The following is a 26,641-nucleotide window of genomic DNA, read 5'->3' on the forward strand; positions in this document are numbered from 1 at the left end:
TATTGCTTAGATATCGTCATCATCATCTTCTTCGTAATCATCCTCGTCTTCATCCTCTTCTACTTCAAAGTCCTCAATTTCATCACTAATCATCAAGTCCTCATCATCATCTTGAATAAAGGAATTACGGTCAAAGCTAAAACTATCTCCCAAACCGCCGTCTAGATTGTAAGCGCGAGCCGTACGGTCATCAAGCACAACATCGAGCGAATCTTCGCCATCGTCAAAGACACTTCCTGAATCAAGCGAGAGATCTTCACTCATCGGACTTGTTAATTCCTCGTAGGCATTAAAGCCTGTTCCCGCAGGAATCAGTCGTCCAATAATCACGTTTTCTTTCAAACCGCGCAACCAGTCTGATTTTCCTTCAATTGCGGCTTCAGTGAGGACTCGCGTCGTTTCTTGGAAGGACGCGGCTGAAATAAAGCTGTCGGTATTGAGCGATGCCTTAGTAATACCGAGGAGCATTGGCGTATATTGCGCTTTAGCACCTCCGGTAATACTCATTGCTTCATTAACTTGCTCAATTTGCCGCAGTTCAACCAACTCACCAGGAAGCATCGTGGTATCACCACCATCATCAACACGGACTTTGGAGGTCATTTGTCGCACGATGACTTCGATATGCTTATCAGCAATATCAATTCCTTGCGATTGGTAGACGGTCTGTACTTCGTTCACTAAGAAGGTTTGCACTTGCTGCAATGCTTCTAAAGCATCTGCATACGCGCCTTGCTGTGTGCCATACTCGAAGAAAATTTCGAGAATCTCGTGCGGATTTGCAGGTCCTTCGGTGAGAGGCATTCCGACTTCTACCCTTGCGCCATCAGGTACAACAGCATTCTGCCCAGGTCCAATCGGATATTCGGTAACAGCGCCAGAATCTTCGACAACTCGAATTGCGACTGTTTCATCCTCCAACCTGCCAACTTCAACTGTTCCAGGTCTACGAGCAAGAACGCAAGCTTCTTTAGGCTTACGAGCTTCTAGGAGTTCTTCAATTCTCGGTAAACCTTGAATGATATCTCCAGTCTTAGCCCGCTCAAATACGAGTAGTACTAAGTTATCACCACGTTGAACTAAACCGCCATCCTCAACTTGTAGTACAGCGCCTGGTGAAACGCGATACGGACGCGCAATGCGCAAAACGACTTCGTAATTGTTACTAGCTAAAGCAGTATCGGCAGCACCTTGACTTGCCGTCATCGGGCTTTTAACTTCCAGTACTTGACCGGACTCTTGCAGAACGATTCCTGGAGCGATTTCGCGACCAGCAATGAGTAAGTCACCGACTTTGACGTGAGGTTTCTCTTTCGTTGTTACCGTAAATTGATCCGTAGATCGAACAACCAAGATCCGCCGAATTGCTTCTGCGCCCTCGCGGATACCGCGAATTTCTCCTGCTTCTTTACACTGAATCTCAGTACGGGCGACAACAGCACCAGGCTCGATTGTTTGTCCATCTTCGACGAGGAGCCTCGTTTGAGTACTACCTTGAGTCGCATCCGCCGCAATATCGCGCCGAATCACTAAGGATTCAAGAATCACTAGCTGCAAGCGTTGAACGTTAGGATCTTCCTCATCGGGAACTAACTCGATGTCAGCCAGCATGGGCGAACCTGTGTGTTCAGGTGATTGCATTTGCTCAATTTCTAATACCAATTGAGTTCGTAGCAGTTCTACTCCTTCGACCGATCTGACTCGCTCTGAGTCTTTGTAGGGAACGCGTTGCACGGCTCGCAGTGTAATCGATCGACCCGCGCCTGCACTCGATTGCGTGCTTGGCACTGAGGGTTCATCAGGTACCGCAAATTCAGTGACTGGGCGTAGTAATAACGCCGGTCCCTCTGGTGATTCGACATACTCGATGTAACGCAAATCAGAGAGTGTGTGACCTGGTAAAATCTCCTCACCTGGTTGACCAAACGTGCCATCGCGGTTCATCACTGCTTCAGGATCGTCTACCATCAGCAGTTCGCCAGGTTTGATAACTAGCTCGCGGAGGATATCGTTTTTCTGAGTGACTTCGACTACACCACTGTTTTGGCAGAAGATATCCTTAACGACTTCTGTGCCAGCTTCAACGTATTGAGCATCTTCCACCATCAAGAGCGAGATATCTTTGTTGACTTCGTGAGTTTCTTCAGGAATCCACAAGATTGTTCCGCCTTGAACAATTTCGTAGCCTTGCTTAGCTTTACCTTTTTTCGCGAGTTCAATGCCAGAATACTTAATCAAACCACCAGTCGTGGTGCGATATGCGTCAGAAATTAGTTCTGCAACGACTTGATTATTTTGCACTTTTGTGCCTGGAGTCGCGAGCAGCGAGAACATTTGGTTATTGTTGGTTTCGATCAGATATTGATCGCGACCTTGACTGTGTTCTACACGGACTTTAGCAGTATCTAGCACAACAGAGGCAGTGATAATTTCGATTTCTCGTCCACCTTTGCCGTTGTTGACACTGGTTGTAGGTATGCGAACAGTACCACCATAGACTGTATTTAGCCGTGTTTCTGCCAGGACGCTGTTTGCTTCTACCTGAGTACCATTAACAACCGATGGCTCGGCGCCTGGAGGTAAGTTATACACTTCTCCCGATAAAATCCAGATCAAGCCACCGCGTGCAGCGGTAGTTGTTGTATTACCTTGGCGGTCGGTTTTTTCTTCAGGTACGACGTCAGCAAACTTAACTTCACCTGCTAAGTCTGAAGCAACGTCTTTGGTCGCTTTTTCAGTATGTGCGCGGGTGTTACGACCACCGATCGCAACTTCGGCTAAAAGTTCGCCAACTTTTACTTTTTGACCGTCGGTGATATATAGCGTCGAGCCTTGTGTTACTGGAATTGTGACTTTCTCGCCGGAAGTTGCCTCAACCGTTAATGAACCATTGGCTTCGACAATCAATGCGTCTTCACCATGACGCGTACGGAAAGGTCGAGTCCGCAAGCGGCTAGGAATGCGTAATGTTCCTTCAACTTCACTGCGTACTTGGCGGGCGACTTCACCCGTGAACACGCCTCCTGTGTGAAACGTCCGCATCGTTAACTGCGTTCCAGGTTCGCCAATACTTTGCGCCGCAATGATTCCTACAGCTTCGCCAAGATCGACCATTTCGGCATGAGCTAAACTCCAACCATAACAATGTTGACATACGGATCGCGCCGCTTCACACGTGAGAGGCGATCGCACGATGACTTCTTCAACGCCTGCTTTCTCGATGTGTTTCGCAACTTCGTCAGAAATTGGCTGATTTTTCTTGTGCAAGACTTCTTGCGTTTCGGGATGCACGATATCGGTTGCGGCGACTCTGCCTAACAGTCGCGAACTCAGCGGAATCATGACGCGATCACCCTCGCGCATCGCGCGTAGTGAAATCCCCCGCGTTGTCCCGCAATCAATTTCGCGAATGATCACATCTTGTGCAACGTCTACTAGACGACGCGTCAAGTAACCAGAGTCAGCAGTTCTGAGTGCGGTATCAACCAACCCTTTTCTCGCTCCGTAAGAAGAAATAATATACTCAGTTACGGTTAAGCCTTCGCGGAAGTTCGTTTTAATCGGTAAGTCGATGATCTCACCTTGAGGATCAGCCATCAAACCGCGCATTCCTACCAACTGGCGCACCTGGGAAATGTTACCCCGCGCCCCAGAGAATGCCATCATGTACACCGAGTTCAACGGATTCGTCGCACGGAAGTGATCGACGACTTCATCTTTGAGCGCTTCACTCGTACTATTCCAAGTATCGATAACTTTCTGGAAGCGTTCGACTTCGGTAATTTCGCCGCGCGTATAGCGTTCTTCGGTCGCTCGAATTTCTGCTTCAGCGGCTTCGAGTAAAGCACGCTTGCTCGGAGGTACCATTAAGTCATCAACGCTAATGGAAACACCCGCTTTTGTGGCGTAGCGAAATCCCAAGTCTTTCAAACGGTCAGCGATCGCGGCTGTGCGAGCCGTTCCATAATTGGTAAAAGCCCAAGCGATTAAATTTTTCAGCTGCCCCTTGTCAACAACCCGATTGCGAAAAATCATTCCCTTTTGTTCTGCCATTTTTCTACTATCCCTATTAGCGATTGGCGTTCGGCAATTAGTTCTCGTTGCTCATTGCCTACTGCTTTACTGCAACGCTTCCTGAATTACTTTGTTGTAAATAACGCGACCTGGAGTTGTTTGTATAAACTGAGAAATCAAATTTCCATTAGCATCTTCACGGGTACGCCGTTCGCGATAGTGTTTTGTTACCGTGCCATCATCATTTTGTTCGACTTTAACCGGTTCAGTATCTGGTTTTGTTGATTCGACTTCGCCATCAAACCGTACCCAGACTTTGGCATGAAGTGCGACTTGCTCTTGTTCGTAAGCCATAATCGCGTCGTCAAGCGAAGCAAAGAAGCGTCCAGCACCTTTTTGGCTGTGGGGATTTTCTGCTGTTAGGTAATAGCACCCCAAGACCATATCTTGGCTAGGAGTAATAATTGGTCTACCTGTTGCTGGTGACAGAATATTATTAGACGCCAGCATCAGTAATCGTGCTTCGGCTTGTGACTCTAAAGACAATGGCACGTGAACCGCCATTTGGTCTCCGTCAAAGTCAGCGTTAAACGCAGGGCAGACAAGCGGATGCAGTTGAATCGCGCGCCCTTCTACAAGAATCGGTTCAAAGGCTTGAATTCCTAAGCGGTGCAGCGTCGGCGCGCGGTTGAGTAAGACGGGATGACCTTCAATCACTTCTTCGAGGACATCCCACACACTTGGATCGCCTCGCGAGATTAGCTTTTTAGCCGCTTTAATGTTGTTGACTAACCCCGACCGAATCAATCGGTGAATGACAAAAGGTTGGAACAACTCGATCGCCATTTCTCTGGGTAAACCGCATTGATGAATATGAAGTTTTGGTCCCACAACAATGACGGATCGCCCTGAGTAGTCAACCCTTTTACCGAGTAAGTTCTGCCGGAAACGACCTTGTTTACCCTCAATGATGTCTGACAAAGATTTCAGCGGTCGGTTATTTGCGCCTACCACAGTTCGACCGCGACGCCCGTTATCAATTAGCGCATCGACGGCTTCTTGCAACATCCGCTTTTCGTTGCGAACGATAATTTCAGGCGCTAAAATTTCCTGCAATCTTGCCAAGCGATTATTGCGGTTAATGACTCGACGGTAAAGGTCATTCAAGTCAGAAGTTGCGAAACGACCGCCATCAAGCTGCACCATCGGGCGCAAATCGGGAGGAATGACAGGAATAACAGTCATCACCATCCAATCAGGTTGCGAGCCAGTGGCGATAAAGTTATCGATTACCCGCAGTCGCTTAATCAGCTTGGCGCGTTTTTGTCCTTTGGCGTTAGCGATTTCTTCGCGCAGTTTTTCGGCTTCAGTTTCTAAGTTGATATCCGATAGCAAACGCGCTAGCGCTTCCGCACCAATGCCCACTTCTACGCCAGTCAGCTGCGAGTCTTCGCTGTAGATTTGGTCTTCAATTTCGAGCCACTGGTCTTCGGTTAAGAGTTGTTTGTAAGTTAAAGTCTCAGCATTACCAGGAGACAGAACAACGTAAGCGTTGAAGTAAACAATTTGTTCGACATCGCGTAGGGGCATATCGAGCAAAATTGAGATATAGCTTGGTATCCCTTTGAGATACCAAACGTGCGCAACAGGTGCAGCAAGTTTGATGTATCCCATGCGATGGCGGCGAACGCGGGATTCGGTAACTTCTACTCCACAGCGTTCGCAGACAATACCACGGTGTCGTACTCGTTTATATTTACCACAGTGACATTCCCAGTCTTTTGCTGGACCAAAGATGCGTTCGCAAAATAGCCCATCCATCTCTGGTTTAAGTGTTCTGTAGTTAATTGTCTCTGGTTTGGTAACTTCCCCGACGATTTGACCGTTAGGCAGGGTACGTTCTCCCCACTGCCGAATGCGTTCGGGTGAAGCTAAACCAATCTTCACATAGTCAAACTGCGTTGTTTGCGCGTGTCTCATATCTAAGGGATTGGAAATTGGAAGGGAATAAGGAGTCAGGGGTAAGAGATCGGGGGTAGACAGCGATGTACTCTGCCTCTCCCCCTAGACGGATTACATATCGTCTTCTAGTGCCTCGCGAGTTAAGGATTCGTAGGTAGGACGTGAAGGCGTGCGGCGATTACCAGTGTCTGCCATCAGATCGACTTCGGCATCTGTAGTACTACCGTCTGCTTGCGTTTCGACTTTGTGGACGGCAATATCTAACCCTAGCGATTGCAGTTCGCGCATCAACACTTTGAAGGATTCTGGTGTGCCTGGTCGCGGAATGGCTTTGCCTTTAACGATCGAATTGAGTGCTTCGTTACGTCCTTGCATATCATCCGATTTGACGGTGAGCAATTCCTGCAAGGTATACGCTGCACCAAAGGCTTCTAATGCCCATACTTCCATCTCGCCAAAGCGCTGACCTCCTTGTTGTGCCTTACCACCTAGAGGCTGCTGTGTGACTAAAGAGTATGGTCCGGTAGAACGTGCGTGAATCTTATCATCGACAAGGTGAACGAGTTTGAGCATATACGCCATACCAACGGTGATTGGGCGATCAAATGCCTCTCCCGTACGACCATCAAATACCTTGATTTTGCCTGGGGCTTCGGGGTCAAATAACCAATTTTTACCGCTGCGATCGCGAGCTTCACTTAATTTGCTGTGCACTAGCGTTCGCGATGACTCTTCGCCGTACATTTCGTCAAACGGCGTTACTTTGAACCGCGCACCTAAGTTTTCTCCAGCCCAACCGAGTAAGCACTCGAAGACTTGACCGACGTTCATCCGCGAAGGTACACCCAGCGGATTTAGCACAATGTCTACAGGTGTGCCATCTTCTAAGTACGGCATATCTTCCATTGGCAAAATTCGGGAAATAATGCCTTTATTGCCATGACGTCCTGCCATTTTGTCGCCAACTTGAATTTTGCGCTTTTGCGCGACGTAGACGCGTACCACCATATTTGCTCCAGGCGGCAGTTCATCGCCTTGTTCGCGGGTAAATACACGCACATCGACGACCCGACCTTTTTCGCCGTTGGGGACTCGCAAGGAGTTATCGCGGACATCACGGGCTTTTTCGCCGAAAATGGCACGTAATAATTTTTCTTCGGGGGGTTGATCCGATTCGCCTTTGGGAGTGACTTTACCGACGAGAATATCTCCGGCTTCTACCCAAGCACCGATGCGGATGATTCCCTGTTCGTCGAGTTGTCGTAGTGCGTCTTCCCCGACGTTCGGAATTTCCCGCGTGATTTCTTCGGGACCTAGTTTAGTTTGTCTTGCTTCAATTTCATACTTTTCAATGTGAATTGAAGTATAAGTATCTTCCTGAACGAGTCGTTCCGAAATCAAGATCGCGTCTTCGTAGTTGTAGCCTTCCCAGGGCATGTAGGCAACAAGGATATTTTGACCAAGTGCCAATTCACCGCCTTCGGTTGCCGAACCATCTGCGATAACTTGACCCGCAACGACGCGATCGCCTTTTTGCACCAAAGGTCGTTGGTTCAAACACGTGTCTTGGTTTGAGCGCTGATATTTTGAGATTTGATACTCAATCTCGGTACCATTGCCATCGGGACGAACGCAAATGCGGTTAGCATCGACATACGAAATCACACCATCTGTGCGACTCACAATCACCATTCCAGAGTCGCGTGCGGCTTGGGCTTCTAAACCAGTTCCGACCAGGGGACGTTCTGGTTTAAGCAACGGTACTGCTTGCCGTTGCATGTTCGACCCCATGAGCGCGCGGTTCGCATCATCATGCTCTAAGAAGGGGATCATGCTTGTTGCTACCGACACAATTTGCACGGGCGATACAGCAACATAGTCTACTTGCTCTGGTGTCGTTGTTGTCCAGTCTTGGCGATAGCGGACGGGGACTTGCGCTCCCAAAATATAACCGTTTTCGTCAACTGGAGTATCTCCTGGCGCAACGCGCAGATCGTCTTCTTCGTCTGCTGTCATATAAACTGGCGATTGATCGAAGCGGACGCGTCCGTTTTCTACGGCTCGAAATGGCGTTTCTAAAAACCCGTATTGGTTAACACGGGCGTGGGTTGCCAAAGAACCAATCAAACCCGCGTTGGGACCTTCTGGGGTTTCGATCGGGCAGATTCGCCCGTAGTGCGAGGGATGAATATCGCGTACAGCAAAGCCTGCACGTTCGCGGGTTAATCCTCCAGGACCTAACGCACTCAAGCGGCGTTTATGTGTCAGTTCAGCTAACGGATTTGTCTGATCCATAAACTGACTTAATTGGCTTGAACCGAAGAATTCTTTAATTGCGGCAACGAGTGGTTTAGGGTTAACTAAAGACGCAGGCGTCAAAGCGTCGGCATCCGATACAGTCATACGCTCGCGAATAATTCGCTCTAAGCGGTTTAAACCAACGCGTACCTGATTCTGAAGTAATTCCCCAACACTGCGGACTCGGCGATTACCCAGGTGGTCAATATCATCGGTATTGCCAATGTCAAACTCTAGGTTGATCAAATAGTCAACTGCTGCGAGAATATCATTAGACGTGAGAACTCGCGTCGTTTCAGGAATACTCAAGCGGAGTTTCTTGTTGAGCTTGTAGCGTCCGACACGACCAAGGTCATACCGTTTGGGATCAAAAAAGCGCGAGTCTAATAGCTGTTGACCGCCCAGTACAGTTGGTGGTTCACCAGGACGTAGCTTGCGGTATAACTCCATTAAGGCTTCTTCTTCCGAAAACTGCCCTTCCTTTTCAATTGTCTTTTGGAAATACTCTGGATGGCGCAGCGCATCGAAAATTTCATTATCTGATAGTCCGAGTGCTTTAAGTAATACTTGTGCGGACAGCTTGCGCGTTTTGTCGATGCGTACCCAGACTAAATCATTACGGTCAGTTTCAAATTTGAGCCACGCACCTCGGTTCGGAATCAAACTCGCTGAGTAGGTACGACGACCATTTTTATCAACTTCGGATTTGTAGTAAACTCCTGGCGAGCGGACAATCTGATTGACAATGACGCGTTCCGCACCATTAATAATAAAGGTACCGCGATCCGTCATTAAGGGGAGATCGCCAATAAAGACTTCTTGTTCTTTGATTTCACCTGTTTCTTTGTTAATCAATCGGGTAGGCACGTACATTTGTACCGCGTAGGTGCTATCGCGGCGCTTTGCTTCATCTACATCGTACTTAGGTCTTTTAAGTTTGTAGTTTTGACCGATAAAATGTAGTTCTAATTTGCCTGTGTAATCTGTGATCGGAGAAAAGCTGTTAAGTTCTTCAATCAGACCGTCTTCTAAAAACCAACGGAAGCTAGAACGCTGAATTTCGATTAAGTCGGGCAATAGAAAAGTGGGTTCTATATAGGTTTCGTTCGTCATGCTTCTTATACGTACTTACTTTATGTGGTTAAGCTTGTCGATTTTGGGCAAAGATCCTCATACACTACCTGTTGTGGTCAACAGCTAAGGGACAAGCACTGTAGAAGAAATTGTGCCCTTTTGATTGCATTGTTTGTACAATAAACACAAAGGTATAAGCTTAAGCTCGGTAGCAGGGCTGCATCACTCTTGAAGCAACAAGGCTCTGATTTAGAGCTATGGTTGATATTGCCATAACAGCTTGAGGTCTCCGTTCAGTGGTTGGTTACTTACAACATCAATAGGCTTGAACATTCTAAGCCTGATCGCTAGTATTTGTTCTTAGGCATCAAGTTTTGGGTATTTCGTTTTGGTCTGTCGCATGACACTCCTTTCGTTAGGAAAGTGGGTCTTGACCCACAAAAGAAATCAATTTTCCTGATTTGCTGTATGCTTTTGAAGAGTGATGTATCAAAGTCGAACGAGTCTAACGATTAGACTCTGCCGCCATAAAGTCACACCTTAGCAGCAATTGCGTGCAACTTCAGTTAATCTTATCTTTAGATGAGCGCTCACTAAGGTATTTAAATGTCCAGACTCGTGAATAATGCGCAACTGCCTGAAAAATAAATTCATATTTGCTTCATTAAATATTATTATGGCGTTTTTCTGACAGCTTTTGCCAACTTCAACTGAAATGTGCTAGCTTTAGCCGTTGACATGAAATCTAGACAGAAAGTCCAAATAACTTGCAAGCGTTTGTTGTTGTTTGCGTAGCTATCTCTTCTAAGGTCACGCCGCGTAAACTTGCTACGGCTTCAGCTACGTAACGGACAAACGCTGGTTCATTACGCTTTTGACTTCTTTTAGGAACCGGAGATAAAAACGGGCAGTCAGTTTCGATTAACAGGCGATCACTCCAGACCATTTTTGCTGACTCTTGAATTTGCTTAGCATTTTTAAATGTGACTATACCACTGAAACTCACATACAATCCTAAATCGAGAAACCACTGTGTTTCCTCTGGGTTCCCCGTCCAGCAATGCATAACTCCTTTGATTTGACGACCCTGTTGCCGAAAATCTTGTAAGATATCGCGCATCACGTTTGCTGCGTCGCGGCAGTGGATAATTACAGGTAAGTCTAACTCGTCTGCGATCATCAACTGTTGCGCTAACACTTCTTTTTGTTGTGCTTGGTTCTCTGCTTTGTAGAAATCTAGCCCAATTTCACCAATTGCCACAACTCGACGCTCTAAACGAGCGTAGGAGGCAATTTGAGAGGCTGTGTCTGCTGTCCACTTATCCACATCGAGGGGATGTAAGCCGACCGCAAAACTCAACTCAGGAATTTTTTCTGCTAGTAATTGAATACTAGCAAATTCTGCTGGTTCTACGCATGAGTGTACCAAATGCACCACGTCAGAAGCCTGCCAGCGCGCTCGCACGGCTGGCAAGTCTGGTTCAAACACATCAAAGTTGAGATGAACGTGAGAATCTATGAGTTGCATTTTTAAAGAGACTAGGGGGTGGGGGTTAGAGAAGAGAAACTTTCTACTGTTCCCGATCGCTTAGTTCCCTGTTGCTTCTGCTTGTTCGTGCTGTCTCAACCGTTTAACCAAACGCGATTTTTTTCTAGCTCCATTGTTGGGATGTAATACGCCACGTTTTACAGCTTTATCAATCTTGCTGTAAGCTGCTGCCATATGCGAAAGCACTTCCTGCTTTGCTTCTGGAGTAGGATTGGCAGCATAGATATCGACAGCGGTTAAGTATTTTTTCATCAAAGTTCTCACCGCCGATTTGTAAGCTTTGTTACGGAGTCGGTTTCGTTCTGCAATTTTGATACGCTTGATAGCAGATTTTGTATTCGCCACAGTTAAACCCAGGAAAACAATAAAGTTATAAAGACAAAATCCTAGATGTACTAATATAGCATTCAATTTAGCAATATTGCGATTATCCGGAAAATCCAGGTTAAGCTAGAGAAACGAGTATAGCTTAGCTTTGCCTTCTAATTGGGGTTAAGCGATATAAATAATCTGTACTCGATTTGGTAATTCCTAGAAAGCCACAGTCCGAACTTCATGCTGCGAATTATTACTCAGCAAGCCGAGGTACGAGCAGAGCTACAACGCATCTGCGATCGCACCCACGATGACCAAGTGGTTCACAAAGAAGCGACGGTGCGGGAAGTGCTTCAAGCAGTGAAGCGCCAAGGCGACCGAGCCTTACTGCACTACACAGCAGAATTTGACCACCAAAACCTGAAACAAGAAGAGCTACGCGTTAGCGGTTCAGAATTAGATGCGGCTTATCAGCAAGTGTCGAAAGAACTGTTGGATGCGATTAAGCTTGCTTGTCGTCAAATCGAAGCATTTCACCGTCAACGAGTGCCCAAATCATGGGTTCATTTTGGCGATGATGATGTTGTCTTAGGCAAACGCTACACGCCTGTAGACAGAGCAGGGTTATATGTGCCTGGTGGTAGAGCCGCATACCCAAGCACGGTGCTGATGAATGCGATTCCGGCAAAAGTCGCAGGAGTGCCACGGCGAGTTATGGTGACACCACCAGGCGTAGGCAAATCAATTAATCCAGCAGTGTTGGTGGCAGCGCAAGAAGCTGGGATAGAAGAAATTTATCGCGTAGGAGGGGCGCAAGCGATCGCGGCATTAGCGTATGGCACAGAAACGATACCCAAGGTAAATATTATTACAGGACCAGGTAATATCTATGTCACGTTGGCAAAAAAACTCGTCTATGGAACTGTCGGGATTGACTCGCTAGCCGGACCTTCTGAGGTACTGGTAATTGCAGACGAAACCGCGAACGCAACTTATGTCGCCGCTGACTTGTTAGCACAAGCCGAACACGATCCACTCGCTGCGGCGATATTGTTGACGACGGATGCGGAATTAGCAAAAAAAGTACAAGCTGAAGTCGAGCGACAATTAGAAAATCATCCACGCCGAACTTTAACCGAAAAAGCGATCGCGCATTATGGCTTAATTGTGATTGTCGATTCGCTAGAGCAAGCTGCGGAACTGTCAAATGAGTTTGCGCCAGAACATTTAGAACTTGAAATCGCAGAACCTTGGGAGTTGCTAGAAAAAATTCGTCATGCTGGGGCGATTTTCTTAGGTTCCTCTACACCAGAAGCTGTAGGAGACTATTTAGCAGGACCAAACCACACGTTACCAACTTCAGGAGCCGCACGTTATGCGTCAGCTTTAGGTGTGGAGACTTTCTTAAAACACTCTAGCCTCATTCAGTATTCACCGATCGCGCTGCAAAAAGTTGCAGGAATAATCGAAGTCCTCGCAAAAGCTGAAGGATTGCCATCTCATGCTGCATCGATACGCTTAAGGACGCAGCCCAAAAGTGATACTTGGGGAATGGAAGATGGAGAAAAGCCAAAGTCTTAACCTCAGCGCAGCACAAAGGAGATGAGCCTGTGTTAAAAACAATTGTGGTCGCTCTTGATGGTTCAGACCTTTCAGAACAAGTCATTCAAACTGTACAAGAACTGCAACTGCAACCTGATAGCCAAATTATCCTTTGTCACGTGATTCCGCCACCAGTATCTGACCTCGACATGGCGGCTGACTTACCTCACGCCTATGCAGCGGAAATACCCTACCGAAACATAGAAAAGCAGATCGCAGCCTATCGAGATAAGTTACCTGGAGAAAGTCAAGTTGAGATTGTCAGCGGCGATCCGGCGGAAGAGATTGTACGGATTGCGAATATTTACCAAGCTGATTTAATTGCGATCGGCAGTCGCGGTTTACAAGGTGTGAAGCGAATTATTCAAGGCTCAGTAAGTAGTCAAGTTGTCGAAAGCGCGCATTGTTCAGTGCTAGTGGTCAAGCCAACAACCTAGAAAATACTACACTGCGAAATCTCAAGACCAGAGATTCTACATAGAATGCAAGTGCGAATAAATTCGCTACTAGACAAACCCTGTCCACCGCTACGCTAACAAAACTTAAAACTCAAAACTTGCTTTGAATAGCCCCAAAGCAAAGTCAAAAAGCATTTGCGATTCATGCTTTAGTTGCTAAAAACTGGCGTAGACTGAGTAGGCTCATAGTTTGTGCCAAATTGAGCGGTAAAACTGATACGCCTGCTAAAGACGACTGTACCCAACCTTCGCCCCAGTACCATTCGTGATATCCATCAACGCCTTGACTGAGTAAAAAGCGCAAACAAACAGGTGTCGCGACTTCTACTTGATGGCGAATGGCAATTGGTCCTGTCCAACTTGTGAAAGTCAGTCCTGAATGTAGCTGTTCGGGCATTCCTTGTGCTAGGCGCTGGAACCAAAGCCATTTTCGTAGTTGTTCTGGACGCAGTAAACTGTCGCGAATTGCACTCGCTGACGCTTCTACTTCTATTCGCAGTTGGCTTTGTTGAAAAGTACCTAGCATGATAATTGTTGCGATCGCCCAATATTCTATTTTTAGTATGACTGAACTGAGGAGCAGTTAGAGTTACTTTCCTCTTCAGTTTCCTCAAGTCGTTCGCTTTATCTCCACCTTAGAATAAAAAAGGAAGCATATGTAAAGAAATGTAAGGGTTATGGCAGATCAGTTAATTCGTGCCACAGCAGCTGAGGGCGGAATTCGGGCAGTGGGAGTCATTACCACTCGCCTCACAGAAGAAGCAAGACAGCGGCATCAGCTTTCGTACGTAGCCACAGCAGCTTTGGGACGTACTATGTCAGCCGGACTGCTTCTGGCATCAAATATGAAACGTACCGAATCGCGAGTCAATATTCGGATTAAGGGCAATGGTCCACTCGATGGAATTCTTGTCGATGCAGGGTTAGACGGTACGGTACGCGGTTATGTGGATAATCCTACTGTAGAACTACCGCCCAATTCCCGTGGAAAACTAGATGTAGGTGGTGCGGTTGGAAATGATGGCTATTTGTATGTTGTGCGCGATGTCGGCTATGGGTATCCTTACACCAGTACTGTAGAACTAGTTTCTGGTGAAATTGGTGATGACATTACTCACTACCTGGTCACTTCTGAACAGACACCATCAGCATTGGTTCTTGGTGTATTTGTAGGAAGTGAAGGCGTACAAGCCGCAGGAGGTCTGCTGATACAAGTCTTACCAAAAGCCGCAAGAGACGAAGCACTCATTCAAACTTTAGAATCTCGTGTTGCCGCCTTGTCAGGGTTTACACCGCTATTACAGGCTGGAAAAACTTTACCCGAAATCTTAGGGGAATTACTCGGAGATATGGGCTTAGAAATTTTACCAGAAACGCAGTTGGTACGTTTCCATTGTGGTTGTACATTTGATCGGATGTTAGGAGCATTAAAAATGCTCGGTGAAGCTGAACTACAAGACATGATTGAAAAAGACGACGGCGCTGAAGCAACGTGTTATTTCTGTGGAACAGTTTACCAAGCAAGCAGTGCCGAGTTGAACCAGTTAATTGCAGATTTGCAGTCTGAAGCTTCAGCTAAATAAGACAGAGGTGCAAGGGTGCAGGGGAGAAGATTTAGTCTAGGCTTGTGAATTGTTGAAGATTTTAGAAACGCTTTTAGTGCTAAAATACACGTCTTTACACATAACAAAGTGGGTTGACAAACAAGGCTAATTATAAACAGAATCAAAGCCAGGTAAAGACATTTGGGTGTAAGCAATGAGAGAGCAAGGTATTCCCGATGATTGGTCTATTGGCAAGGCTTCTAGCCGCGAAGATAGCAGCCAGTCTTTACCTCCCGTTGCAGGAATTGGCGCTCCTAAAGTAGGACAGCATACAGCTAATGAGGGCAGCAACACTCCAGGATCCTCGCAGCCAAAATCCCCAAAAAGATTATCGCCGAAGCGAAAAGTACGAGGCTGGTCGAAAAATTGGGTCTTCTGGGTGGGGTCAGGAGGCTTAGTTACAAGTGGAGTGAGTATTATCGCGCTAGCAATGCTACTGAAATCACCAGCAGCGCCAAATTGTCCGGCAATTTTTTGGCCTTTAGCTTCAGCCTCGGCGCGATTACAGTGCGCGCAGGTAGCCGCAAATAAGCAAACGGTGAAAGACTTGTTGCAGGCGATCGCGCTTGTTGAAGCTTTACCCGATGACCACCCACTGCGCCCAGAAATCAATCGTTTACTCGAACAATGGTCACTAGACATTTTGGCTTTAGCCGAGCAAGACTTTCAAGCAGGAAGATTAGAACAAGCGATCGCTACTGCGCAGCAAATTTCTAGAGATGTACCTGCGTATCAAAACGTAGAAAGTACAATTGCCAATTGGCGATCAATCTGGTCAAAAGCAGAAGGCATATACGCAGAAGTAGAAGACAACTTACGCAATCGCAATTGGCATCAAGCATTTATGGCAACGGTACAGTTACTGAGTGTCGGTAACGAATACTGGGCAACAACGAAATACGCAGAACTCAATCAAAAAATTGAAATTGCCCGTGAAGATGCGAGCAAGTTGGCAAAAGCTGAAAGTTTGGCAAAAAGAGGCGGTGCAGACAACTTAGTCGAAGCTATTAAAATCGCCGAAGCAATCGGAGTTAGTAGTTATATGTATCAAGAAGCGCGGGTACTGATTCCCGATTTGGGACAACAAATGATGGATCTCGCGCAAGCAGCCTTGGAACGTCGCGATGCTGATACAGCGATTGATATTGCTAATCGCATTCCAGTAAGTACGGGCTTGCGTGCGGAAGCACAAGATTTTACAACTTTAGCATCAGCCCAGCAAATTGCGTGGATTGGGCAAATTCCAGACATCGAAACCGCGATCGCCACCGCACAGAAGATTGCTAATGATCGACCACTCTATAGCAAGGCGCAAGAATTAATCGCGCAGTGGCAGCTGGAAATTGAAGCCGTAGCGCGTCTTGATCGGGCGCGACAACTCGCTCAAGGTGGTACTATCGGAGATTTAACCGCAGCAATTACCGAAGCACAATTAATTTCAGATACCAACCCTCGTGCTGCCGAAGTCCAAACCGAGATCAATCGCTGGCGGCGACAAGTCGAGACGATTGAGGATAGACCACTCCTTAACCGTGCAGAAGATTTAGCCGCAGGAGGAGATATCGCTTCATTGCAAGCCGCAATTAACGAGGCAAGTCAAATTCGTAGCGGACGTGCGTTGTATCGCGAGGCGCAAAGTCGAATTCGCAATTGGACAAATCGAATTCAGCGAACTGAAGATCAGCCGATTCTTGATGAGGCAAGATTTCTTGCAAGTAGCGGCAATCTGCCGGCGGCGATCGCTGCTGCGCAAAGAATCGCGCCAGGTAGGGCGCTTTCCGGAGAAGCCCAAGCCGCAATCAACGATTGGCAAGGACAAATTCGCGCGCGACAAAACTGGCAAGAAGCACGCACGACAGCGCTACAAGGTACGCCAGAGGCATTGGCACAAGCAATTCGGCTGGCTAATCGCGTCCCGCGAACTAGCCCATTGCGTGCAAATGTCAATCCTGCGATCGCGCAATGGAGTCAGCAGTTATTTAATCTAGCGTTGAGTCGCGGTCAGTATGATATTCCTGGTGGAATTGCGATCGCCAGAAGAATTCCCCCTGGAACCGATGCGTATCGCGCTGCGCAACAACAAATTATTGCCTGGGAAAAATTTTTAAATCCTGAACCTGTCGTAGTACCAACAATAACACCAACACCAACATCAACTCCGCAACTGCCGCAATAGGTTAGATACTCTGCTTAGAGTAGTTGCCCTTCTTAAGTTGCATGAATTAAGATTCACAAAGTCGCCTTATGGCTACGGCATAACCTCAAAATTGACATATTGGCATGAGAAGCCTTGGTCCACTTGTTGCACCGGAGCAAAAAGCGAGTAAACAGTTACCGACACTACGGCGTTTTTTAGGGTATGTGCAACCCTATCGTAAAGAAGTCCCTATTGCCCTCAGCTTAGTCGCAATTGGTGCAGCTTCGCAATCGCTTGGTCCTTTTTTGGTTGGTTGGTCAATTGATAATTTAATTGCCCAAGATAACTTGCAAGGCTTACTTTTGATGCTTGTATTACTTGTGGGTGTTTACGTTGGCGGAATTATGGCAATCCGCGCCCAAATTATCCGTGTCGGCTGGATCGTTCAACGCCTACTCGCGCAATTACGTAAAGATATTTTTACAAAAGTTCAAAGTTTACCGATCAGTTTCTTCGATCAAAGTGAAGCTGGAGATTTAATGAGCCGCTTGCTCAACGATGTCAGTGTCGTAAATCAGGCGTTTGGACAAACGATCGCCCAAATGTTGGGTAACTTATTCAGCTTGGTAGGAATTGTCATTGCGATGTTCCTCATTAACCTGCGACTAGGGATAGTGAGTAACTTGGTTGTCCCATTGATGCTTGTCACCACCGGCTTATTTTCGCGCTGGGCGAGGAAACGATTTCGCGTGACACGACAGACAATTGGGGAACTTTCGACTAAAATCGAGGAAGATATTAGTAGCGTGCGCGAAGCTCAAGCCTTTAATCGCGTGCGGCTAAATATTGCAGAATTTAAAGCTTTGAATGCGGCAAACCGCGACGCTAACATCGATGCAGTCGCAATTACCGCTGCTTTTTTACCATCCATTGACTTTCTCAATACACTAGCAACTGCTGGAGTTCTCGCTTATGGCGGCTATTTAGCGGTGACAGGAGCAGCAACAGTTGGAACTGTAACGGCATTTTTACTTTACGTACAGCAGTTTTTTCGTCCAATTCAGATTTTGAGTCAGTTTTATACGCAAGCTCAATCAGCGTTAGCCGCAGTTGAGCGCATTTTCCTGTTACTCGACGAACCTGCTCAACTTAATGATGCACCCGATGCGATCGCAATGCCACCTATTCGCGGAGAGGTGACATTCGAGCGAGTTTCCTTTGGTTACAAACCCAATCAGCTTGTCCTCAAAGACGTGAGCCTTCGTGCGAAACCAGGACAAACAATCGCATTAGTTGGACCTACAGGAGCAGGAAAAAGTACTATTATTAACTTAATTCTGCGATACTATGATGTCACGAGTGGAGCCATTAAAATTGATGGCATTGATATCCGTAAAGTAACGCAGGCAAGCTTACGGAAACAAATTGGATTCGTTTTGCAAGACAATATCTTATTTAGTGGCACAGTTGCCGAAAACATTGCTTTTGGTCGTCCTGATGCTACACAAGCCGAAATTGAAGCAGCGGCGCAAGTCGCTAACGTTCATGAGTTTATTACCAGTTTGCCCCAGGGATACGCAACGCTATTAGGGGCAAAAGGTGCAAACCTTAGCAAAGGACAGCGACAACTACTGAGTATTGCGCGTGCTGTTTTAGTCAACCCGCGAATTCTGATTTTAGATGAAGCGACAAGCAGCATTGATACGCGTACCGAAGCTTTAGTTCAAGAAGCGATCGACCGATTATTAAGTGAGCGTACTAGCTTTGTGATTGCTCATCGTCTCAGCACGGTTACGCAAGCAGATCAGGTATTAGTGATTCAACAAGGTCAAATTATTGAAGGTGGTACACATAGCGAGTTAATTGCGCAAGGTGGAGTTTATGCAAATCTTTACGCGCTGCAATTAGGGGCAGCTTAATCTTGGATTTGTAAAGCAGCTTGATAAGCTTCTGGCGTGTTGAGATCGAGCAAAACTTCTGGAGTGTCAAAGTTTACGCGCTGAATCTGTGTATAAAATGTTTGGACAACTTGACGTAGACCTAAGTTTGCTTCACTGATATTTTCTAGATGCGATCGCACTGACGCCGAAAATAATAATGGATGACCTAACTTGCCTTGACAGAGAGGTGCAGTAATAGGTACGCTAGGAGAAGATAGGTGTGCTTGAAGTAATCGTTGATAGATCCAACTACTTCTTGGTTGATCGACTGCTGAAATAAATAAATAATCGAATTGTTGTACGTGCTTTAATCCTGTCAAGATCGAACTGACTTTTCCAGCGCTAGGAGTATGGTTAATCGCTACGATAGTTCCTTCTGGAAGTTGCGTTTGTTTGAAATTATGCAACCCCAGTACAACAATAGGCACAATCTTGGCAAGAGATAGTTGCTCAACTTGATACGACAACAAACTTTTAGCATTTCGCCAAGGTAAGCTAGCTTTACAGGTACCCATCCGGCTGGATGCACCTGCTGCCAAAATTAATGCAAAGCAATTAAAAGTTTGTGCCATGACTCATGACGAATTAACAATTATTCAGTCATTCTATGATTCTGCAAAAACCAACAAAAAACCTCACAATCACCTGGGAACCTCTTCCAGATGACTTTGTGTTACCTGACGATCCTGTGGAGAATATTCAACAACCATCCCTTGCTGCGGCACTTACAGACGCATTAGGAGCCGCAGGATATATCCAACCAAATATGCTCATTGGCTCAAACTTTGGTTTAGTTGCGACGATAAATAAGAAAATTGTCGTCAAAGCGCCTGATTGGTTTTATGTGCCTCACGTCCAACCCGTACCACCAGAAGTAATTCGTCGCAGCTATACCCCACATCTCGAAGGCGATGCAGTGGCTGTTGTCATGGAGTTCCTCTCGCAAGAAGAAGGCGGTGAGTTATCGATACGCTCAACACCGCCCTATGGCAAGCTTTATTTCTACGAACAGGTTCTTCAAGTACCTACTTATGTCACTTATGACCCGTACGAACGAAGTTTAGAGGTACGATATCTAGAAGAAGGCAAGTACGTTTTACATCGACCTGATGCTAACGGACGCTATTGGATTCCGCAGTTAGAGTTATTTTTAGGAATATGGTACGGCGAGCGACTGTGCCAGACAACCAATTGGCTGCGCTGGTGGGATGTTGAAGGTAATCTACTGCTGTGGAGTGCTGAACAAGCCGAACAAGAACGACAGCGTGCCGAACTTTTGGCAGCTAAATTACGTGAATTAGGGGTTGATCCAGATGCATTGCACTAAGTCGAGCAAGCGATCGCACTTTGCGCGTAAATTGTAGACACCGAAAGTAAGCTGCACTCTAAGATAATGATAGTCGCTACTTTTGCCCAAGGATGCGGCGGAGATTATTGTTGAGTGTTAGCGCAATAAATTTATGGTGTATTGGATAACAGCGATTGGTTGGGGAGTAGGTTCGATTCTCTGGGCAGAAATCGTGCGAGATTTTTATCATTTACTATCGCATCGCGTGCCAGTATTGTATCGACAGCACGTATGGCATCATCGTGTTTTTCGGCGGGATTTGACGTTTGCAAGTGCGGCGATTTATCGTCAGGCACAGTGGCGCAATGATTTTCCTGAATGCATTGTGATGTTAATACTCAGCCTAGTATTGTGGTGGGTGTGTTTAGTATGGACACCTGCGTATCAATGGGTAGCTTTAGCAGGGACAATTTACACATTAGGATTTCTTGTTAGCTGTATAGCCCGTGGAAGTGGTAGTGAATGGGCGCGAGAAGTTACCGATGTCACGCATAAACCAGGACAGTTTTTATCGCCGCCTGCAACTTGGTTTGTGAATCGTCCTTATCACTGGCGGCATCATTTTGATGATGACCAAGCTTATTATTGTGGTACTTTGACTTTGATGGATAAGTTGATGGGTACAGCACTTGCGCTGAAAGGAAAGAAAATTGCAGTTACTGGCGCATCGGGAACTTTAGGAAAAGCTTTGTTACTCCACTTGCATCAAGCAGGCGCGAAGGTATTTGCGCTGAGTTCGCATTCCGAAACAATTACTTTAACAATCAACGACGAACCTTTTGGAGTAAAGACAATTACTTGGAAGGTGGGACAAGAAGCGGAACTTGCAGAATTTTTAAAGAAAATCGATATCCTTATTCTGAATCATGGCATTAATGTCCACGGTGAAAGAACTCCTGAAGCAATTTCTAAGTCTTATGAAGTTAATACTTTTTCGAGTTGGCGGTTGATGGAATTATTTTTTACCAATATCCGCACAAACGAAGACATTGCGTTAAAAGAAGTGTGGGTAAATACGTCTGAAGCCGAAGTTAGTCCAGCGTTTAGCCCTTTGTATGAACTTTCTAAACGTGCTTTAGGCGATCTAGTCACATTACGCCGTTTAGATGCGCCGTGTGTTGTCAGAAAACTGATTTTGGGACCATTTAAGAGTAATTTAAATCCAATAGGAGTTATGTCAGGCGATCGCGTCGCTCGACAAATTATTGCTTTAGCAAAGCGCGATGTCCGTAACATCATCGTTACAGTTAATCCGCTGACTTATCTCCTGTTCCCCATCAAAGAATTCTGCACATCAATGTATTTCAGATTCTTTAGTCGTGCTGAAACTGCTCATCCAGAAGTAGAAGCGCAAAATGATCTTTTTGGTAATGGGTAAGTGGTAATCGGTATGATTGCCAATGACCAATGACCAGTTACCAATTCACGTTTATTTTCACCCACTTTATGAGTTTCTTTCGTGCTGCTGTTGATGCAATGACAGGTTACATTCCTGGAGAACAACCTAAACCAGGAACACCGATTATTAAGCTCAACACTAATGAAAATCCTTATCCACCATCGCCGCAAGCAATTGAGGTACTACGCAATCTAGACAGCGAGTGGTTGCGCCGCTATCCCGATCCATTTGCAAAAGATTTCTGTCGTGCTGTCAGTGAGGCTTTGGGTGTACCTGCGGATTGGGTAATTGTAGGCAATGGTAGCGATGAGTTGCTGAATGTCATTATACGGGCGAGTGCCGAGGGAAGCGATCGCAAAGTTGTTTATCCAATGCCTACGTATGTTCTGTATCGTACGTTAGCCACAATGCAACCTGCGGAGGTTGTGGAAATCGATTATCCCGCAGATTTTCAACTACCTATTGACGAACTTGTAAAGGCTAAGGGTGCAGTGACATTTATTGCTTCGCCGAATAGTCCTTCGGGTCATTTGGTTCCGCTTGCAGACTTGCGCGAACTCGCACAACAACTGACGGGTATTTTAGTGATTGACGAGGCGTATACTGATTTTGCAGAGTACTCGGCTTTACCACTCGTGCGAGAATTTGAAAATGCAATTATTTTACGAACACTATCGAAAGGATATTCATTAGCAGGGTTGCGGATGGGTTTTGGCATTGCTCATCCGCAGTTACTTGCGGGATTATTCAAAATTAAAGATAGCTACAACATTGATGCGATCGCAACTGCTGTCGGTACGGCTGCGATGCGCGATCAGGCTTACAAAAATGCGTGTGCTGAAAAAGTGAAGAAGTCGCGCACTAAACTGATGGTAGAACTTAAAAATCTGGGATTCACGGTTCTCGATTCGCAAGCAAATTTTGTTTTGGCAACTCCACCGCAAGGAAACGCTGAACAGTTATATTTAGCATTGAAAACGCGGGGAATTTTGGTACGATATTTTAAGCAATTTGGATTAGAAGATAAGTTGCGAATTACGGTTGGGACGGATGAACAAAATCAAACTTTGATTGAGGCGTTGGTGAGTTTGATGTAGTAATTTTGAGTCAGATTTTTTTGAAACGAACCACAGAGTCGCAGAGATCGCAGAGGAAAGAGTTAAGGAGGGATTCGCATGAAGTGAGGGTGGCGTTTGTTTAAGTGAAAATGGTTGTAGTGACTGCATTGGATAAGGATTTAGCTGTACCACCACGACGCACTTTGATTAATTCGGCACAAATACTTACTGCGATTTCTTCAGGTGTCAAAGCACCGATATCTAACCCAATGGGTGCATAAAGTGATGCTAATACTTTTGGGGGATATCCTTCTTGTTGCAATTGCTGACGTACAAGGTGTACTCGCTTGCGCGAACCAATCATCCCAATATACTTTGCTGGTGTTTTTAGTAGAAACCGTAAAGCTTCTAGATCGTGTTGAATTCCCCGCGTCACTAGTGCAACATACTGTGAATTTAATGCACAAGTTAACGCCAATGTCAAGGGTTGAGCAATCACCGCATTCGCTTGGGGAAACCTTTCACGTGTAGCAAATTCAGCGCGATCGTCAACTACAGTCACCCGAAACCCAATCATCGCTGCGATCGCTGCCAAAGGAACCGCAACATGACCCGCCCCCACAATCAACAGCGTTGGTAACGGCATCAAAACCTCTCTAAAAGCTCCTCCTCTGCGTTCTCTGCGTACGCCAGTTGACACCTCCGCACGGGACTGGCTCCTCTGTGGTTCGTTATCCCCAACCTCCAAATAAGGTTGCAAATCCCCTGAAAACGGCATCACCAAAGTCTCACACCCACCACTTGACAAAACTTCAATAATTTGCTCTACTAACTTAATCGCCTCATCTCCACTCCAACGTTCCAGCCAAACTTGCATTGCCCCACCACAAACCCCCTGAGTTTTGCGCTGCGACGCCCCAGATAAATCGATTTCTACAACTTGTTTCTCACCCGTTACCAAAACTTCTAAAGCTTGGCGAATGACTTTAGCTTCCCCAGCACCACCGCCAATTGTGCCAATCGTGCGATCGCGACATACGAGCATTTTTGCCCCTACCTCACGCGGAACTGAACCAGTGACACTCACAACCGTGGCAAGAACAACTGAATCTTGTCGTAAGGCTTGCGCCATTTGTTGATAAAATTCAAGCATTCAAGGCTTTCCACACTCGTTCAGGCGTCATGGGAATCTGAGTTAGTCGCACACCTGTTGCATGAGCAACGGCATTGGCGATCGCAGCTGCGGTACAATTAGTGCCAATTTCTCCGATACCTTTTGCACCAAACGGACCATAAGGATCGGGCTGTTCAACTAAAAAGATTTCCATTTGCGGTGTATCTTTGGCAGTAGGTAGGCGATATGTTCGGAGTGCTGGATTTAGAATTTTTCCTGAATCATTAATGAGTAATTCCTCAGACAATGCATAACCTAAACCCATGACAATTCCGCCTGTCGCTTGTCCGTGACAGATTCTTGGATTAATTGCAGTACCAACATCAATGGCTTGTATGCAACGCAGAACGTTGATTCTACCTGTTTCGGTATCAACTTCGACTTCCGCCCCTTGCACTGCAAATGTCAAAGATGATTCACTCGCGGCGTGTTCGACTTCGACAACAAAAGGTTGTTGATTGCGAGTGACAAGTTCTTGTAGTGTTATTTCTTGTTGTGGGGCAAGTGCTTTGTCTGCAGTGAGTGTGATATTTTCAGGTTGAGTTTCGAGAACTTTAGCTGCAAATTCCAAGATCTGCGATCGCATTGCAACTGCGGCTTTATTCACAGCTTTACCTGATATATAAGTTGTTGCTGACGCATACGAACCCGCATCGAAGGGCGTATGATGCGTGTCACCTGCAATCATTTCAATATCTGCAACTGTGACACCCAGAACCTGCGCCGCAATTTGTCGTAATGATGTATCCGCACCCGTACCAACGTCAACCGCCCCAGTTCTTAATTCATATTTCCCATCGTTTTTTAAGGATAACTTCACTCCTGCGCTATGAATTTTTGCCAAGCCACTTCCTTGCATTGATACGGCAAATCCCACACCACGCCGCAGATGTCCATTAATATTAGGCTGCATTCCAGGAACGTAATTTAAGGCTTGCGTGACTTTACTAAAACATTCGGGTACGCCATAGCTACCAATCAAGTGAAAATGGTCGTGCGCTTCTTCGCGTCCGAGGCGAATGATATCGTGAGGTTGAATAATATTTTTCTGACGCAATTCTACTGGATCAATTCCCAGTTTCTCGGCAATTTCGTCCATTTGCAACTCAACCGCAAAGGTTCCCTGCGTTGCACCGTAGCCGCGAAACGCCCCAGCAGGCATTGTATTCGTGTAAACTGATAACCCAAGAAATCGCTGATGCGGACACCGATATAAACCTAGTGGGTAGCAACCTGTCAAGAAAACAACCGTAGGCGCGTGATTGCCATACGCCCCTGTATTAGCGATCGCTTCCATCTCTTGCGCGACTAGCGTACCATCAGCTTTGACTCCGGTTTTTACTCTAACCTGCATTGCATGACGGCTATTAGTGGCTGTAAATTCCTCTTCGCGTGTAAATTCCCATTGCACAGGCTTTCCGGTGTGCAACGTTGCTAAAACGCATAAATCTTCAGTGAGAATTTCTTGTTTATTACCAAATCCTCCACCAATTTGAGTTTTAAAAACGCGAACTTTGTCTTTTGGTAAATCAAATAGCTGCGCAAGAACTCTTTGCGTGTGAAATGGAACTTGCGTACTTGATCGCACTACTAATGTTCCGTCTTCTTCTAACCAACTTGTGCTGATGTGCGGTTCTAAATGAACGTGTTGGACAGCTGGTAAGTAGTAAGTATTTTCAACAATTAAATCAGCTTCAGCAAAGCCTTCTGCAATATCATGCTTTCCCAGTGTGACTTTAGCTGCGATGTTGCGTTGAGGATCGTAAATTTGTGATGACTCAGGTTCATCATGAATCACAATCTTGCAATTCATTGCTTTGACAGGATCGATTATATGAGGAAGAATTTCGTAATCGACTTCAATGAGGTGACACGCTTGAGTTGCGATCGCCACCGATTCTGCAACAACCACTGCAACGCGATCGCCAACAAACCGAACTTTATTATCTAATAAATAGTGATCGAGAGGATCGGGTACTGGATCGGCGTGTCCTGCTGTTGTATAAGGTTTACGGGGAACGTCTTCATAGGTAAAAACTGCATGAACGCCAGAAAGGGCTTTGGCTTTTTCGGTGTCAATTTTACGAATACGCGCGTGGGGATAGGGCGATCGCACTGCTTTAATATGTAGTAACCCAGGTGGCGACCAATCTGCTGTATAATTTGCTGTACCTTTAACAATTGCTGGTCCATCTTGTTTAGGAACACTTTGCCCTACTGAAGGGGTGAGGGGTGGAGTTGTTTCTTGTGATTTCTCCTGATTTTTTGTCTCAGCGTGCAATAAAATACTTTCAACAATTGCTTCGTATCCGGTACAGCGACACAAATTACCATCTAAAGCTTTACGTAGTTCAGCTAGGGAATTAAATTGCAACTTCGCCGCACTCATAATCATTCCTGGAGTGCAAAATCCACATTGAAAACCTTGTTTTTCGAGAAAAGCTTGCTGGATTGGTGCTAATTCATCTACTGCTAGTCCTTCAATAGTTGTGACGTCATGTCCCTCTAGCTTCATGACTGGATAGATACAGCTATGAACAGGTTTGTCATCAACCCATACCGTGCAACTTCCACAATCACCCGATTCACAAACGCGATGTACCCCTACCCAACCAAGATCGCGCAATAAAGTTAATAAGCTTGTCCCTGGAGGACAACTTTCAGTGTATGTTTTGCCATTAACTTGAAAAGTTAGTGGTTCTTGCATAA

At 46.1% G+C, this 26,641-nt stretch carries 15 protein-coding genes and 1 pseudogene; 8 read left to right on the plus strand and 8 right to left on the minus strand.

Going from position 1 to position 26,641, the window contains the following annotated elements; all coding sequences use genetic code 11:
- Positions 1 to 6: 6 nt before the first annotated feature.
- From NIES1031_RS13555 to rpsT, 4 genes and pseudogenes are all read right to left on the minus strand, one after another.
- Positions 7 to 5,994 (minus strand): annotated as a pseudogene (locus tag NIES1031_RS13555) (DNA-directed RNA polymerase subunit beta').
- A gap of 93 nt (positions 5,995 to 6,087) precedes the next feature.
- The gene (gene rpoB / locus NIES1031_RS13565; RefSeq protein ID WP_073549966.1) at positions 6,088 to 9,387 is read right to left on the minus strand and encodes a DNA-directed RNA polymerase subunit beta; all 3,300 of its coding nucleotides are present in this window, start codon (positions 9,385 to 9,387) and stop codon (positions 6,088 to 6,090) included.
- Between the two features lie 706 nt (positions 9,388 to 10,093).
- Positions 10,094 to 10,876, minus strand: a complete 783-nt coding sequence (locus NIES1031_RS13570) for a TatD family hydrolase (RefSeq protein WP_073549968.1) — start codon at positions 10,874 to 10,876, stop codon at positions 10,094 to 10,096.
- A gap of 60 nt (positions 10,877 to 10,936) precedes the next feature.
- Positions 10,937 to 11,242: a 30S ribosomal protein S20 gene (gene rpsT, locus NIES1031_RS13575; protein ID WP_015189889.1), complete on the minus strand. Its 306-nt coding sequence runs from the start codon at positions 11,240 to 11,242 to the stop codon at positions 10,937 to 10,939.
- Positions 11,243 to 11,452: 210 nt separating this feature from the next.
- Between rpsT and hisD the strand changes: the two genes are divergently transcribed.
- The gene (gene hisD, locus NIES1031_RS13580) at positions 11,453 to 12,793 is read left to right on the plus strand and encodes a histidinol dehydrogenase (protein ID WP_073549969.1); all 1,341 of its coding nucleotides are present in this window, start codon (positions 11,453 to 11,455) and stop codon (positions 12,791 to 12,793) included.
- 29 nt (positions 12,794 to 12,822) lie between these two features.
- Entirely contained in the window at positions 12,823 to 13,251 is a 429-nt protein-coding gene (locus tag NIES1031_RS13585; protein WP_073549970.1) for a universal stress protein, read from the plus strand.
- Between the two features lie 163 nt (positions 13,252 to 13,414).
- On the opposite strand, the gene NIES1031_RS13590 is transcribed toward NIES1031_RS13585, so the two are convergent.
- The gene (locus NIES1031_RS13590; RefSeq protein WP_073549972.1) at positions 13,415 to 13,798 is read right to left on the minus strand and encodes a hypothetical protein; all 384 of its coding nucleotides are present in this window, start codon (positions 13,796 to 13,798) and stop codon (positions 13,415 to 13,417) included.
- A 151-nt stretch (positions 13,799 to 13,949) separates the two neighbouring features.
- Between NIES1031_RS13590 and hslO the strand changes: the two genes are divergently transcribed.
- From hslO to NIES1031_RS13605, 3 genes are all read left to right on the plus strand, one after another.
- Positions 13,950 to 14,855, plus strand: a complete 906-nt coding sequence (gene hslO, locus NIES1031_RS13595) for an Hsp33 family molecular chaperone HslO (protein WP_073549973.1) — start codon at positions 13,950 to 13,952, stop codon at positions 14,853 to 14,855.
- 175 nt (positions 14,856 to 15,030) lie between these two features.
- A complete protein-coding gene (locus NIES1031_RS13600) occupies positions 15,031 to 17,052 on the plus strand; it encodes an ATP-binding protein (protein ID WP_073549975.1) in 2,022 nt (673 codons plus the stop codon).
- Positions 17,053 to 17,156: 104 nt separating this feature from the next.
- On the plus strand, positions 17,157 to 18,932 hold the full coding sequence (locus NIES1031_RS13605; protein ID WP_073549976.1) for an ABC transporter ATP-binding protein: 1,776 nt from the start codon (positions 17,157 to 17,159) through the stop codon (positions 18,930 to 18,932).
- Here NIES1031_RS13605 and NIES1031_RS13610 read toward each other — a convergent pair.
- Entirely contained in the window at positions 18,929 to 19,525 is a 597-nt protein-coding gene (locus tag NIES1031_RS13610; RefSeq protein WP_073549977.1) for a nucleotidyltransferase family protein, read from the minus strand. The genes NIES1031_RS13605 and NIES1031_RS13610 overlap by 4 nt on opposite strands.
- Before the next feature lie 35 nt (positions 19,526 to 19,560).
- On the opposite strand from NIES1031_RS13610, the gene NIES1031_RS13615 reads away from it, so the two are divergent.
- The 3 genes from NIES1031_RS13615 (at position 19,561) to hisC (ending at position 22,797) form a co-directional block, all read left to right on the plus strand.
- On the plus strand, positions 19,561 to 20,280 hold the full coding sequence (locus NIES1031_RS13615; RefSeq protein WP_073549979.1) for a Uma2 family endonuclease: 720 nt from the start codon (positions 19,561 to 19,563) through the stop codon (positions 20,278 to 20,280).
- A 133-nt stretch (positions 20,281 to 20,413) separates the two neighbouring features.
- Positions 20,414 to 21,679: a bifunctional sterol desaturase/short chain dehydrogenase gene (locus NIES1031_RS13620; RefSeq protein WP_073549980.1), complete on the plus strand. Its 1,266-nt coding sequence runs from the start codon at positions 20,414 to 20,416 to the stop codon at positions 21,677 to 21,679.
- Between the two features lie 68 nt (positions 21,680 to 21,747).
- Positions 21,748 to 22,797: a histidinol-phosphate transaminase gene (gene hisC, locus NIES1031_RS13625; RefSeq protein ID WP_073549981.1), complete on the plus strand. Its 1,050-nt coding sequence runs from the start codon at positions 21,748 to 21,750 to the stop codon at positions 22,795 to 22,797.
- Between the two features lie 100 nt (positions 22,798 to 22,897).
- On the opposite strand, the gene NIES1031_RS13630 is transcribed toward hisC, so the two are convergent.
- Positions 22,898 to 23,911: an XdhC family protein gene (locus NIES1031_RS13630; RefSeq protein ID WP_073549982.1), complete on the minus strand. Its 1,014-nt coding sequence runs from the start codon at positions 23,909 to 23,911 to the stop codon at positions 22,898 to 22,900.
- On the minus strand, positions 23,904 to 26,639 hold the full coding sequence (locus NIES1031_RS13635; RefSeq protein ID WP_073549983.1) for a molybdopterin-dependent oxidoreductase: 2,736 nt from the start codon (positions 26,637 to 26,639) through the stop codon (positions 23,904 to 23,906). Before NIES1031_RS13635 ends, NIES1031_RS13630 begins: the two co-directional genes overlap by 8 nt.
- Positions 26,640 to 26,641: the final 2 nt, after the last annotated feature.

Origin of the sequence: Chroogloeocystis siderophila 5.2 s.c.1 (genome assembly GCF_001904655.1) — a bacterium.
Lineage (GTDB): Bacteria > Cyanobacteriota > Cyanobacteriia > Cyanobacteriales > Chroococcidiopsidaceae > Chroogloeocystis > Chroogloeocystis siderophila.

Bases quoted from the DNA above. Each gene is read 5' to 3' on its own strand.
- rpoB (WP_073549966.1), bottom strand. From the start codon at position 9,387: ATGACGAACGAAACCTATATAGAACCCACTTTTCTATTGCCCGACTTA.
- NIES1031_RS13570 (WP_073549968.1), bottom strand. From the start codon at position 10,876: ATGCAACTCATAGATTCTCACGTTCATCTCAACTTTGATGTGTTTGAA.
- hisD (WP_073549969.1), top strand. From the start codon at position 11,453: ATGCTGCGAATTATTACTCAGCAAGCCGAGGTACGAGCAGAGCTACAA.
- NIES1031_RS13590 (WP_073549972.1), bottom strand. From the start codon at position 13,798: ATGCTAGGTACTTTTCAACAAAGCCAACTGCGAATAGAAGTAGAAGCG.
- hslO (WP_073549973.1), top strand. From the start codon at position 13,950: ATGGCAGATCAGTTAATTCGTGCCACAGCAGCTGAGGGCGGAATTCGG.
- NIES1031_RS13600 (WP_073549975.1), top strand. From the start codon at position 15,031: ATGAGAGAGCAAGGTATTCCCGATGATTGGTCTATTGGCAAGGCTTCT.
- NIES1031_RS13605 (WP_073549976.1), top strand. From the start codon at position 17,157: ATGAGAAGCCTTGGTCCACTTGTTGCACCGGAGCAAAAAGCGAGTAAA.
- NIES1031_RS13610 (WP_073549977.1), bottom strand. From the start codon at position 19,525: ATGGCACAAACTTTTAATTGCTTTGCATTAATTTTGGCAGCAGGTGCA.
- NIES1031_RS13615 (WP_073549979.1), top strand. From the start codon at position 19,561: ATGATTCTGCAAAAACCAACAAAAAACCTCACAATCACCTGGGAACCT.
- NIES1031_RS13620 (WP_073549980.1), top strand. From the start codon at position 20,414: ATGGTGTATTGGATAACAGCGATTGGTTGGGGAGTAGGTTCGATTCTC.
- hisC (WP_073549981.1), top strand. From the start codon at position 21,748: ATGAGTTTCTTTCGTGCTGCTGTTGATGCAATGACAGGTTACATTCCT.
- NIES1031_RS13630 (WP_073549982.1), bottom strand. From the start codon at position 23,911: ATGCTTGAATTTTATCAACAAATGGCGCAAGCCTTACGACAAGATTCA.
- NIES1031_RS13635 (WP_073549983.1), bottom strand. From the start codon at position 26,639: ATGCAAGAACCACTAACTTTTCAAGTTAATGGCAAAACATACACTGAA.